8 protein-coding genes and 1 other RNA gene are annotated in these 13,018 nt (G+C 64.5%); 6 read left to right on the top strand and 3 right to left on the bottom strand.

Features of this window, described 5'->3' with window-relative positions; all coding sequences use genetic code 11:
- Positions 1 to 90: 90 nt before the first annotated feature.
- Together D580_RS0111705 and D580_RS0111700 are read left to right on the top strand one after the other, a co-directional pair.
- The gene (locus D580_RS0111705; protein ID WP_018954569.1) at positions 91 to 1,050 is read left to right on the top strand and encodes an MBL fold metallo-hydrolase; all 960 of its coding nucleotides are present in this window, start codon (positions 91 to 93) and stop codon (positions 1,048 to 1,050) included.
- 302 nt (positions 1,051 to 1,352) lie between these two features.
- The gene (locus tag D580_RS0111700) at positions 1,353 to 2,345 is read left to right on the top strand and encodes an MDR family oxidoreductase (RefSeq protein WP_018954568.1); all 993 of its coding nucleotides are present in this window, start codon (positions 1,353 to 1,355) and stop codon (positions 2,343 to 2,345) included.
- Positions 2,346 to 2,592: 247 nt separating this feature from the next.
- Here D580_RS0111700 and D580_RS15500 read toward each other — a convergent pair whose 3' ends face one another.
- Complete coding sequence (locus tag D580_RS15500) at positions 2,593 to 3,150, bottom strand: sulfite oxidase heme-binding subunit YedZ (RefSeq protein WP_018954567.1); 558 nt, start codon at positions 3,148 to 3,150, stop codon at positions 2,593 to 2,595.
- Between the two features lie 173 nt (positions 3,151 to 3,323).
- Positions 3,324 to 4,274 (bottom strand): protein-methionine-sulfoxide reductase catalytic subunit MsrP, encoded by a 951-nt coding sequence (gene msrP / locus D580_RS0111690; protein ID WP_026289938.1) that lies wholly within the window; start codon positions 4,272 to 4,274, stop codon positions 3,324 to 3,326.
- A 206-nt stretch (positions 4,275 to 4,480) separates the two neighbouring features.
- Between msrP and D580_RS0111685 the strand changes: the two genes are divergently transcribed.
- Positions 4,481 to 4,675, top strand: coding sequence for a PA3496 family putative envelope integrity protein (locus D580_RS0111685; RefSeq protein ID WP_018954565.1), 195 nt, complete (start codon positions 4,481 to 4,483; stop codon positions 4,673 to 4,675).
- A 110-nt stretch (positions 4,676 to 4,785) separates the two neighbouring features.
- Here the strand turns inward: D580_RS0111685 and purL are convergent, their stop codons facing one another.
- Positions 4,786 to 8,664 carry a phosphoribosylformylglycinamidine synthase gene (purL, locus tag D580_RS0111680; RefSeq protein WP_018954564.1) on the bottom strand — a complete coding sequence of 1,293 codons (3,879 nt, stop codon included), beginning with the start codon at positions 8,662 to 8,664 and terminating at the stop codon, positions 4,786 to 4,788.
- A gap of 135 nt (positions 8,665 to 8,799) precedes the next feature.
- On the opposite strand from purL, the gene ssrA reads away from it, so the two are divergent.
- The 3 genes from ssrA to D580_RS0111670 all read left to right on the top strand — a co-directional run bounded on the left by ssrA (position 8,800) and on the right by D580_RS0111670 (position 12,811).
- Positions 8,800 to 9,161, top strand: a transfer-messenger RNA (tmRNA) gene (gene ssrA, locus D580_RS16295).
- 355 nt (positions 9,162 to 9,516) lie between these two features.
- Entirely contained in the window at positions 9,517 to 9,951 is a 435-nt protein-coding gene (locus D580_RS0111675) for an LAGLIDADG family homing endonuclease (RefSeq protein WP_018954563.1), read from the top strand.
- A 295-nt stretch (positions 9,952 to 10,246) separates the two neighbouring features.
- Positions 10,247 to 12,811, top strand: coding sequence for a putative bifunctional diguanylate cyclase/phosphodiesterase (locus D580_RS0111670; RefSeq protein WP_026289937.1), 2,565 nt, complete (start codon positions 10,247 to 10,249; stop codon positions 12,809 to 12,811).
- Positions 12,812 to 13,018 lie beyond the last annotated feature (207 nt).

Raw genomic sequence — 13,018 nt, 5'->3', positions numbered from 1 at the left:
TCCTGTTAATCATGTAAATCCTGTCAGATCCCTTGTCCCTCTGCGCCTCCGCGTCTCTGCGGCAATCCTGGCTCTTCGAAGGTAACCCACATGACCAACGTACATTACGAAGATCTCGGCCACGGCATCACCATGATCGATGCCCAGCTCTATCGCCAGGGCCAGGTGTCCACCTACCTGGTGGTCCAGGGCGATCGGGCGGCGTTCATAGAGACGGGTACCGCCCATTCCGTGCCGGGACTTTTGGAGGTACTGGATCTCAAGGGCATCCCCCGGGAGAACGTGGACTACGTGATCCCTACCCACGTGCACCTGGACCATGCCGGCGGCGCGGGCGCGCTGATGCAGCACCTGCCCAATGCCCGCCTGGTGATCCACCCCCGTGGCGCCCGGCACATGATCGACCCCTCGAAACTCAATGCGGGGGCCACCGCCGTGTATGGCGAGACGCAGATGGAACGCCTGTTCGGCCGGGTCATTCCCGTGCCCGAGGACCGGATCATCGAGGCAAACGACGGATTCGAGCTGGATTTCAACGGCCGGCCCTTGCGCTTTCTGGACACACCTGGCCACGCGCGGCACCATTTCTGCGTGGTGGACAAGACCGGCGACGGCATCTTTTCCGGTGACACCTTCGGCCTGTCCTACCGGGAGTTCGACACCGAAAACGGTCCGTTCGTGTTTCCCACGACCACGCCCGTCCAGTTCGACCCGGACGCGCTGCACGCCTCCGTGGACCGACTGATGGGTCAGGGGCTGTCCTACATGTACCTCACCCACTACAGCCGGGTGGGCGACCTGCCCCGCCTGCAGGCGGACATGCACCAGTTGATCGACGCCTTTGTGGCCATGGCGCGGGAGCATGCCCATGCGGGCACAGCCCGCCACGCGAAGCTCTGCCGCGAGATGATGACCCTGCTGCTGCAGCGTGCCCGTGCCCACGGCTGCACGCTGCCCAAGGCGGACATGACCCGGCTGCTCGGGCCGGACGTGGGCCTGAACGTCCAGGGCCTCGGCGTCTGGCTGGACAAGGAGATGGGCACCGCGTAGGAGGCCCGACCCCGGGCCGAACAGCCCGCCGGTGGATGAAGCAACGGCTTTCGCGGCAGGATCGCCGAGCCCACGCGCAACCGTCGGGCTTCAGCCCGACAAGCGGTGGCTTCGTCAGGCATTGCTGTCGGGCTGAAGCCCGACCTACGAAACTGACCTCATACCTCGAACCGAGCCGATGCAGCTCAGCGAAGCAGGCTTTTCTTCTCTGTGACCTCTGTGGCAAAAATGCTCTAACCGGCGTAATAACCACAGCGGTCACAGAGGTATCATGACAATACAATCCAGTTAAGGAGCACTCCATGTCCGACACCTTCAAGGCCCTTGTCCTCGAAGCGGCCGACAAGGCACCCAGCATCCACATCAAGGAACTGAACACGACCGATCTCCCCGAGGGGGAGGTACTGGTACGCGTGTCCCATTCGGGACTCAACTACAAGGACGGCATGATCCTCAAGGGGCTGGGCCGGTTGGTGCGCCACTATCCCCACGTGCCGGGCATCGACTTCGCCGGCACCGTCGAGGCCTCCAGTGACCCTCGCTACAAGCCAGGCGACGCCGTGGTGCTGACTGGCTGGCGCGTGGGCGAGGCGCACTGGGGCGGCTACGCCCAGAAGGCCCGGGTCAAGGCCGACTGGCTGGTGCCGCTGCCCGAGGGGCTGACGGCGAAGCAGGCCATGGCCGTAGGCACGGCGGGTTTCACCGCCATGCTGGCCGTGCAGGCCCTGGAAGACCATCGACTGAGCCCGGAGGATGGCGAGGTGCTGGTCACCGGTGCCTCCGGTGGCGTGGGCAGCGTTGCCATCTCGCTGCTCGGCCGGCTGGGCTACTCGGTGGCCGCAGTCACCGGACGCCCGGACAACGCGGACTATCTCAAGTCCCTGGGTGCCACCACCATCGTGCCCCGCGAGGAACTGGCCGGCGCACCGGACAAGCCCCTGTTGAGCGAACGCTGGGCCGGCTGCGTGGATGCCGTGGGCGGCGACATGCTGGCCCACGTGCTGGCCGAGATGCGCTACGGGAGTTCCGTGGCTGCCTGCGGCCTGGCCGGAGGCCCGGGACTGAACACCACGGTGCTGCCCTTCCTGCTGCGCGGCGTGAAGCTGCTGGGGATCGATTCCGTGATGTGCGACCACGACACCCGGGTGCTGGCCTGGGAACGGCTCACCGGCCTGCTGGATGCCAGTCGTCTCGATGCCATGACCACGGAGATCCGCCTGGAAGATCTGCCCGACTATGCGGAAAAAATCCTCATGGGCCAGGTCCGCGGTCGTGCGGTGGTGGTCATGGATTGAGCCTGGGTAGGCGCGACGACTTCGTCGCGAATAGCGGTGGCCCGGCAGACACCGCTATTCGGCCCGGGGTCGGGCCTCCTACGCCCCCGCCCCATCACACGGTAGGTTGGGGTGAGCAAGGCGAAGCCCAACATTGAGGTGAGGGGTGGGGTGTGAGGCGTGAGGGGTTAGTCCCCAAAATCAATCTTTGCCATTTACCCCCTCACCCCTCACCCCTCACCCCTCACTACGTTGGGCTTCGCTGCGCTCACCCCAACCTGCGGGCCGACCCTGACCACGCCTTCCACGGCCAGCGCTGGATCACCCGCCAGCCGAGCAGAACCGCCAGGATGACCCCATAGAGCATCGGCTCCCGGTAGTCCGCCCGGGTCAGCCACCAGAGGTGCAGCACGGCCAGGATCGCCGCCGGGTAGACCAGCCGGTGCAACTGAACCCAGCGACGCTTGAGCCTGCGCATCATGGCGTCCGTGGAGGTGACGGCCAGCGGCAGGAGCAGCAGCCAGGCGGTAAAGCCCAGGGTGATATAGGGGCGGTTCAACACATCGTCCCAGATCAGCGCCCAGTCGAAGAACAGGTCCAGGCCGATCCAGATGGACAGGTGCAGGCAGGCGTAGAAGAAGGCAAACAGGCCCAGCATGCGCCTCAGCCGCATGGGCCATGACCAGCCGGTCATGCGTCGAAGCGGTGTCATGAGCAGGGTCAGACACAGCAGGCGCAGGGCCCAGATACCGGTCTCGTGGGTGAGGTACTCGATGGGGTTGGTGCCAAGCCCGCCCAGGCCGCCCAGGGCCTGTATGCTCAACATCCCCAGGGGCAGCAGGCAGAGGATGAAAACCGCAGCCTTGAGCCCTTTATCAACCGGCCTTGGAATAACGAGACCATCGCGCAAGCTCCGTAGGCCCGATAGAGCGCAAGCGGTATCGGGCAACTCATGCCGGACACCGCTGCGCTTTGTCCGGCCTACTGGCTTAACCCGGCTCAGAAGAATTTCCTCAGGTCCATCCCGGCATACAGGTGACCCACCTCTTCGGCGTAGCCGTTAAACATGAGCGTCGGCCGCCGGCGCAGATCACCGATGCGACGCTCGGTGCGCTGGCTCCAGCGGGGATGGGCCACATCCGGGTTCACGTTGGAGTAGAAGCCGTATTCCCGGGGCGTGGCCTTGTTCCAGCTGGTGGGTGGTTCCTGTTCGGTGAAACGGATGTGCACGATGGACTTGATGCTCTTGAAACCGTACTTCCAGGGCACCACCAGGCGCAGGGGCGCGCCGTTCTGGTTGGGCAGGGTCTCGCCGTAGAGGCCCACGGCCAGGATGGTCAGGGGATGCATGGCCTCATCCAGACGCAGGCCTTCCACGTAGGGCCAGTCAAGCACCCGCAGGCGCTGGCCTGGCAGATTCGCCGGATCCAGAATGGTGGTGAAGGCCACGTACTTTGCCCGTCTGGTGGGCTCCGCCTGTTCGATGATGCGGTTCAGCTCGAAGCCCACCCAGGGGATCACCATCGACCAGCCCTCCACACAGCGCATGCGGTAGATGCGCTCCTCCAGGGCGTGGGGCTTGAGGAAGTCCTCCAACGGGTAACGGCCGGGGTTCAGGCAGTGGCCGTCCACGGTGACGGTCCAGGGTTCGGTGACCAGTCGCTCGGCGTTGCGTGAAGGGTCCGACTTGCCGGTGCCCAGTTCGTAGAAGTTGTTGTAGGTGGTCACGTCCTGGCGTGGCGTCAGTGGCTCGTCGGTACCGAAGGGGCCGGCCGTAAATGCCAGGGGGCGTGTCGTGCTCGACCGCGCAGGTCCGTGCAACGCGCCGACACTCAGGCCAAGGCCGGCGGCCAGGCCCATCTGCAGAAACCTTCGCCGGTCACGATAGACCTCCGGCGGTGTGATTTCGGAGGGGCGCGGGGTGTAGCGCGAAGGCACTCGGATCAGCATGGCAGGCTCCGGATCGACAGGGCGAAATGACCGCTCGTCTGTGCTTGGATACCGCTGGTGTCGTTTGGTTTCCTCATGGCAAATCCATCAATGGAACTTTGGAGGATCCATAAAAAAAATCTTGTTGCAGATTTTTTGCACAGCGGTATAAGGGCGTCGTGAAACGTCAATGAAACATTGGCGCCCCAACCTGGAGACCTCCGCACATGGCACGGGCCGAAGACATCCTGACTCTGGACGAAGAGATGGACAGTCCTGAATGGAAGCAGGATCAGACCGCCAAAAGCCGCCCGGGCGCACGACGCTCCCTGGAGCTTTACCTGGAACGCCGCGCCCTGCGCCGGCAACTGGAAGACGCCTTCGGCGAGGACAGCTACGGACCCACCGAGCTGGACTTCTAAGATGTCGGAAGTCCGAATCAGGAAGTTGGATCAAAAAAGCGGGCCGTTGGGCCCGCTTTTTTTGTAGCTTCGCACTTCCCAATTCCCACTTCCGACTTCAGGACGCGACTTCAGGAGACCCATTTCCGGGCATTCCTGAACAGCCGCAGCCACGGACCTGTCTCGCCCCACTGGGGCGGATGCCAGGAATGCTGCACGGTGCGGAACACCCGTTCTGGATGGGGCATCATGATGGTGACACGCCCGTCCCGGGTGGTCAGGCCGGTGATGCCCTGGGGGGAACCGTTGGGGTTCTCGGGGTAGTGCTCGGTGACTTGTCCGCGGTTGTCCACGTAACGCAGCGCAACGCCCGGCGCATCCGCCGGATCTCCTCCGCTCTCGAACACCACCCTGCCCTCGCCGTGGGCCACGGCCACCGGCAGTCTTGAGCCCGCCATGCCCTCCAGCAGGATGGACGGGCTCTCGCTCACCTCCACCAGGGACAGGCGCGCCTCGAACTGTTCGGAACGGTTGCGCAGGAAGCGCGGCCAGTGGGCGGCGCCGGGGATCAGGTCCTTGAGCTGGGAGAGCATCTGGCAGCCGTTGCAAACCCCGAGAGCGAAGCTGTCATCCCGCTCGAAGAAGGCCTGGAACACCTCCCGGGCACGGGGGTTGAACAGGATGGAGCGCGCCCAGCCACCACCCGCACCCAGCACGTCGCCGTAGGAGAAGCCGCCGCAGGCGGCCAGGCCCCGGAAGCCGGACAGGTCCAGGCGGCCGGACAGAATGTCGGTCATGTGCACGTCGACGCTGGCGAAACCGGCCCGGTCGAAGGCGGCGGCCATCTCGATCTGGCCGTTCACCCCCTGCTCGCGCAGGATGGCCACCCGGGGGCGGCTGCCCGTGTTGATGAAGGGCGCGGCCACGTCCTCCTCCGGATCGAAGCCCAGCACCGGGGACAGGCCCGGGTCTGTGGCGTCGCTGATGCGCTCGAACTCCTCCCGGGCGCAGTCCGGGTTGTCACGCAGCGCCTGCATCCGGTAACTGGTCTCGGACCAGACCGCCTGCAACTCGGCACGCGCGGCGCCGTACAGCACCTGGCGGCCGCGGCAGAACTCGATGCGATCCTCGCCGTTGAGGTTGCCGATCACGTGGCTGTGATGACCCAGCTCCGCCTCCCGCAGGGCCGAGAGCACCTCCTCGGTGTCTTCGTGACGCACCTGCAGGAGAATGCCCAGCTCCTCGCTGAACAGGGCTGCCACCGGGTCCGGTCCCAGGTCGTCCAGGTGCACGGTCACGCCGGTGTGTCCGGCGAAGGCCATCTCGCAGAGCGTGGCCATGAGGCCGCCGTCGGAGCGGTCATGCAGGGCCAGTACCCTCCCCTCGCGATTGAGTTCCTGGACGGCCGCGAAGCAGCGCTTGAGCATGTCCGGGTCGTCCAGGTCCGGGGCGTGGTGGCCCACCTGCTTGTACACCTGGGCGAGCGCCGAACCCGCCAGGCGGTTGTGGCCCTTGCCCAGGTCGATGAGGATCAGGTCGGTATCCCCCAGGTCGGTGCGCAGCTGGGGCGTACGGGTCCGACGGATGTCCTCCACCGGGGCGAAGCCGGTGACGATCAGGGACACCGGCGCGGTCATCACCTGCTCGCCGCCCGCGTCCTTCCACACGGTCTTCATCGACAGCGAGTCCTTGCCCACGGGGATGGCGAGGCCAAGGCGCGGACACAGTTCCTCGCCCACCGCCTTCACCGTGTCGAACAGGGCCGCATCCTCGCCGGGATGACCGGCGGCGGCCATCCAGTTGGCGGACAGGCGGATATTGCCGATGGCACCGATGTCGGCAGCCATCAGGTTGGTCACGGTCTCGCCGATGGCCATGCGACCGGAGGCGGCGGGGTGCACCAGGGCGATGGGGGCGCGTTCGCCCATGGCCATGGCCTCGCCGGTGTGGCCGAACAGGTCCGTGGCGGTGACCGCCACGTCCGCCACCGGCACCTGCCAGGGACCCACCATCTGGTCCCGGCTCACCAGGCCGGTGATGCTCCGGTCACCGATAGTGATGAGGAAGGACTTGGAGGCCACCGAGGGCAGACGCAGCACACGCTGCACCGCGTCGACGAGATCCACGTTCGAGGTGTCGAACTCGGGCTTGTGGAAGGTCTGGTGATGGACCTCGCGCAACATCTTGGGCGGTTTGCCCAGGAGCACCTCCATGGGCAGGTCCACGGGCTCGTTGTGAAACAACCCGTCACCCACCAGCAGGCGCTGATCGGCAGTGGCGGTGCCGATCACGGCATACGGTGCCCGCTCCCGCTCGCACAGGGCGGAGAACACCTCCAGGCGATCCGGGTCGATGGCCAGCACGTAGCGTTCCTGGGCCTCGTTGCACCAGATCTCCATGGGCGACATGCCCGGCTCATCAGAGGGCACGGTGCGCAGTTCGATGGCACCGCCGCGACCGGCGTCGTTCAGGATCTCCGGCACCGCGTTGGACAGGCCACCCGCGCCCACGTCGTGGATGGACAGGATGGGATTGGCCTCACCCATGGCGGTGCAGCGATCGATCACCTCCTGGCAGCGGCGTTCCATCTCCGGGTTGCCCCGCTGCACCGAGGCGAAGTCCAGGTCCTCCGCGCTCTCGCCGCTGGCCACCGACGAGGCCGCGCCACCGCCCAGGCCGATGAGCATGGCCGGACCGCCCAGCACCACCACCGGCGTGCCCTCGGGCAGCCCCAGCTTCTCCACGTGTTCCGGGCGCATGCTGCCCAGGCCGCCGGCGATCATGATGGGCTTGTGATAGCCCCGCAGCTGTTCACCACCGGGGCCCGGCACCCGCTCCTCGAAGGTGCGGAAATACCCGGCCAGGGCGGGACGGCCGAACTCGTTGTTGAAGGCCGCCGCGCCGATGGGCCCGTCCAGCATGATGCGCAGGGCGCTCTCGATGCGCCCGGGCTTCCCGTGGTCCGTCTCCCAGGGCTGCTCGAAGCCCGGGATGCGCAGGTTGGAGACCGAGAAGCCCGTGAGCCCCGCCTTGGGCTTGGAGCCCCGTCCCGTGGCCCCCTCGTCGCGGATCTCGCCGCCGGCGCCGGTGGCGGCCCCCGGGAAGGGCGAGATGGCGGTGGGGTGGTTGTGGGTCTCCACCTTCATGATGATGGGCAGGTCCATCTCCTCCGCCCGGTACTCGCCCGACTCCGGATCCGGCATGAAACGCCGGCCCCGGGCCCCTTCCATGGCGGCGGCATTGTCACGGTAGGCGGACAGGATGCCCTGGGGTGCGTGGTGATAGGTGTTGCGGATCATGGCGAACAGGGACTTCTCCTTCGCCTCGCCGTCGATCACCCAGTCCGCGTTGAAGATCTTGTGCCGGCAGTGCTCGGAGTTGGCCTGGGCGAACATCATCAGTTCCACATCCGTGGGTGCCCGCCCCAGGGCGCCGTAGGCCTCCGCCAGGTAGTCGATCTCCTCACCGGACAGGGCCAGCCCCATCTCGGCGTTGGCCCGCTCGAGGGCGCCCCGGGCGTCGTCGCCCAGCTCGATCACCGTCACCGGAGCGGGCTCATGGTGCACGAACAGGCGATCCGCCTCGGCAGGATCCAGGAGGACGGTCTCGGTCATGCGGTCGTGCAGCAGACCGGCCAGGCGCCGCCGGCCGGGGATGTCCAACGTCTTGTCGGCCTCGAGGCGGTAACTGATGCCCCGCTCGATGCGCCGCACGGCGCCGTCCAGGCCGCAGTGATGGGCGATGTCGGTGGCCTTGCTGGACCAGGGGGAGACGGTGCCCAGGCGTGGCACCACCAGGAAGTCCGCCGTCTCCGCAGGGGCTGTGCCCGCCGTCTCCAGCAGGGCCTCGAGAATCGCCTGCTCTGCCGTGGTCAGGGCCCTGTCCAGATCCACGAAATAGACGAACCGGGCGTCCAGCCCCTGGATCGTGGGTTCGGTCTCCCGGAGCTGACCCAGCAGGCGCTCCAGACGGAAATCGGACAGGGCGGGCGCCCCAGGCAGAAACAGCATCGCAGACCCCGGTAAAGTGCTGTGAAGGAAGGCCGACTATGATACTGTAAAGGCCTGTCCGCGGCACCGTCGGAAGCGATGCCGAAGGGGGAACTTCCGCGGATCATGTGTGTCTTATTGTTCAGTACCAAAAATGGGGGCGACCTGGCTTCGACGTGGTTCGCGAAACCCGAGGTGCATGCCGAGGAGACAGCTTCCCTCGTAAAACCAGCTGTTACGCTATAGTTGCCAACGACGACAACTACGCTCTGGCTGCGTAAAACCAGCTAGACCTTCGACTGGACTTGCTTGTGGGTCCTACTTGAAGGTCATCGCACACAAGCTCGCGGAGCGGACTCGCCCGGGTCTTAACCGTTAAATCCAATCGGGATCGCGTCTGGGTATCCTGTCCGTCGGAGACTCAAACGTAAAATCAAATGACGGCACTAAGCATGTAGTATCCAAGGATGTAGGTCCTGCGGACGCGGGTTCGATTAACACAATGGTCGCCTCTACCCGTAAGGGTAGAGTGAAAACGGGGCTCACATCGGTGGACCCTACGGCAGGGCAACCTGCTACGGCAACACCGAGGGGTAGGAAGAGGGCTAACCTCAGGCCTGCCCTGTAGAGACTCATAGACCGGCTGAGTTCATGGGAACAGAGCCGGCACTAGGATTCACGGAAAACCATACCGTGAATAACACGCCCCGCATCCTGGCAACAGGATGAAGGTATAGTCCAGCCCATATCGAAAGATATGGATCACTGTCCCGCCGCCTCCACCATCACTAAAAGCCCTGACCGGTAACGGTCAGGGCTTTTTTCTTGGGGCTATACTCAGGCCAGCCAGCCACGGACGAATGAGTGACAGGGATGAGTCTGGAAAAGCTGCCCGAGGTGGACGCCGCCTACATCGCTGGACTGATTGATGGAGAAGGCACGGTCACCCTCACCCGGAAACACCGCAACGAAAACCGCCAGCTCGCGGTGACCATCAGCAGCACCGAGCAGAATCTGTTGGACTTCGTCAAACAAACCCTCGGGGTCGGCAAGATCACGCGAAAACGGGTTGCACAGACCCACCACTCACCCAGCTACACCTACGCCGTCTACAACAGACAGGCGCTCCGGCTGCTTGAACAGGTACGACCGTACCTGCGGGGTTATAAGGCCGCGCGAACGGAACTGATACTTCGTGACTATCTAGCCCTGACGCCACGAAACGGCAAATACACAGAGAAACTCCAGCAGGCGAGACAGCATTTTGAAAAGGCTGTGCTCGACATCAAACCACTCTCCAACTCTTGATCGATCCACAGCTGTCAGTGCACACCCTGCCAGGGATGGTCAGGGCCTTTTTCTTTGTAAGGCCCTCCACCTGTCGGGAAAAACCCTCCTGCTGTCCTTCGCCTCATGCTGGTCTTTAAGCCAAGGCTGATACTCCAGTGTTGGCATACCCGAGTAGCGTTGAGGGAATATTCAAGGGTTTCCCGGCATCTGCCGATACAGCGAGGAGTATCCACGGGGTGTTGACTGTCTGGATGAGCAGGCCGGCGACGCCACAGACAACAATAAGACCGTCCAGTGCAGACATGGATAGCGGATGAAACAAGGCGCAAGATCCACTCACAAGTCTACCCGGCTGCCCAGCCTGCGCAGCCGGTATGCGCTGCTTTCCGCGCTCGTGGCGACCGTCCTGCTCAGCGGTGCACTGCTGGCCGGCTGGTATACCCGCGTGGCCATCCAGGACAACACCGCTGCCCTTGAACTGAGCAACCGTGCCAGGGCCGCACTGGATGAGATCCGCAACGCCGTGTGGATCGCGGACAACACCCTCAATGCCATGCTGATCTCACCCATGCCCGAGCATGAGGAGGAGATCACCGGGCAGATGCTCAAGGCACGGGACAGCCTGGACCTGCTCAGGCGCGACCCGGATATCCAGGAACCTGAACTCTCCGCACGCATCGATGCGCTTCATGTCCGGCTGTCCGATCTCAACATCGAGGTCCTGCGCCTGATCGAACAGCGCCGAGACCCTGACTGGGTCTACCCCCTGCTGCCTTTCCTCACCGAAAGACTCCTTATCCCCAACATCAATTTCGAATCCGCGGCCGATCTGGCGCTGCTGGAGATTGCCGAGATCGATGGCAGGAGCTACGCATCAGAACTCTTTGGCGAATTCGATGAGGTGCGTGACCTGTGGCGGCGCATGATTCTCAACTTCCGCGCCGGCATGATCCGTTACGCGGGTCTCAGCGAGACCAGCATCGAGGAACAGGAACAGAACATCGAGATTCTCTATCCGGTGATCATGGAACGCATCGGGCGCCTGGAGTCCCGGCGCAGCCGCGGTGAACTGGGCCTCGAGTCCGAGCACGCCGTGGAGGTCATGCGCACGGCGGCACAGGAGTGGATGGAAAGCTGGGAGACCGCCCGTGAGATCCGCCGGTCGGAGATCTGGCGGGCCGACACCGAGTACTTGAATGTGGCCGTGCGCCCCGCCCAGCAGGAGGTCTTCGACATGCTCTCGGCGGTGGAAACCGCCATCCTGGACTGGTCGGCCTACAACACCACCTCCCTGGAAACGGCAGCCCACCAGACCGCCTACCAGCTCTGGGCCCTCACCGGGCTCAGCCTGCTGTTCCTGCTGCTGGTCTATCTGATGCTGGACCGCTCCGTGCTGACCCCCATTCACGGCATTGCTCGTTCTTTGACCGAGGATGGCGGTCACCAGTTGCCCGGCACAGCCAACCACAGCAGCCAGGAGATCCAGCAGCTGATGCACGCCTTCAACACCATGCAGCGCCAGATCCATCATCGTCAGAAGGCGCTGGAGCACCAGGCCCTGCATGACGCGCTCACCCGCCTGCCCAACCGGGTCCTGCTCAACGACCGCCTGGAACAGGCCATCCAGCTGATGGAGCGCAACGGGGGCCAGCTGGCCGTGCTGCTGCTGGACCTGGATCGATTCAAGGAGGTCAACGATGCCCTGGGGCATCCCGTGGGAGACAAGCTGCTGCAGCAGGTTGCACGGAGGCTGCGCACCAGCCTGCGCGGATCGGATACCGTCGCGCGTCTGGGTGGTGACGAATTCGCCATCCTGGCGCTCAATACCGATGGCGCCAGTGCCCTGGAGTTTGCCGGCAAGATCCACCAGGCGATCAGCGGCGTTTTCACCATCGAACACCAGAACGTGTATGTAGGCACCAGCATCGGCATCGCGCTGTATCCGGAGCACGGCAACGACGCCAGCAGCCTCATGCGCCGCGCCGACATCGCCATGTACGCGGCCAAGCATCAGGGCCTGGGGAGCTGCATCTACAGTCCGGAACAGGACGAGAACCGTGCGGACCGCCTGTCCCTGGTGGGTGAACTGCACCAGGAACTGCAGAATCCACGCAATCTCTGCATCCACTATCAGCCCCTGGCGGCCCTGCCGTCCGGCAATGCCGCCGGCATGGAGGCGCTGCTGCGCTGGCAGCATCCGGTGCATGGCCCCATCCCGCCGGACGAGATCATCCGCATGGCGGAACACACGGGATTGATCGGACCGCTGACCCGCTGGGTCCTGGTGACCGCCCTGTGCCAGTTCCGCCAGCTGCTCAAGCAGCACCCTGACCTGACGCTCTCCGTCAATCTCTCCGCCTGGAATCTTCAGGATCCCCACCTGCCGGAGGTGGTGAGCGATGCCTTGCGGCAGTGTGAACTGCCGGCGTTCTCGCTGTGCCTGGAAATCACCGAGAGCGCCATGATGAACGATCCGGTGCACGCCCGTGAACTCCTCAATGTGCTCAGTGAAATGGGCGTGGCGCTGTCCATCGATGACTACGGCACCGGTTTCTCCTCCCTGAGCTACCTGAAGCTGCTGCCCGTGGATACCCTGAAGATCGACCGCTCCTTCGTGATGGAAATGCTCGAAGACGAGAACGATGCCATCATCGTGCGCTCCACCATCGACCTCGCTCACAACCTGGGCTACAAGGTGGTGGCCGAGGGCGTGGAGACCGGCGAGGTGATGACCCTGCTGGCCGCCCTGGGCTGCGATTATGCCCAGGGTTACCACCTGTGCCGGCCGGTTGCCTTCGATGAAATCCAGGCATGGCTGGAGCGTTACACTGGTGGCGTACCTGCCCACCTGACCCCGGGCCTGCAGGCCATCAGTTGACAAGGGAACATGGAGACACGCAGGAAATGGTCCTGAGTCTGGGGCCGCGGTTCGTGAATGTACGTCGGACGGCGGCTGGGTCATACACTGCCCGCATATCTCACCACCGTTCGTAGCGAGGGCGTCGAGATGCCGCTGTGACGGGGCGCGCGGAGCGGAAGACGGCGCCGGCGTAGCCGACACTACGTCAAGCCGGCTGAAGTGAGC

It is taken from the genome of Thioalkalivibrio sulfidiphilus (assembly GCF_000377945.1).
Lineage (GTDB): Bacteria > Pseudomonadota > Gammaproteobacteria > Ectothiorhodospirales > Ectothiorhodospiraceae > Thioalkalivibrio_A > Thioalkalivibrio_A sulfidiphilus_A.
Note: the sequence above shows the minus strand (reverse complement) of the source record. Positions and strands in the feature narration are given on the sequence as shown.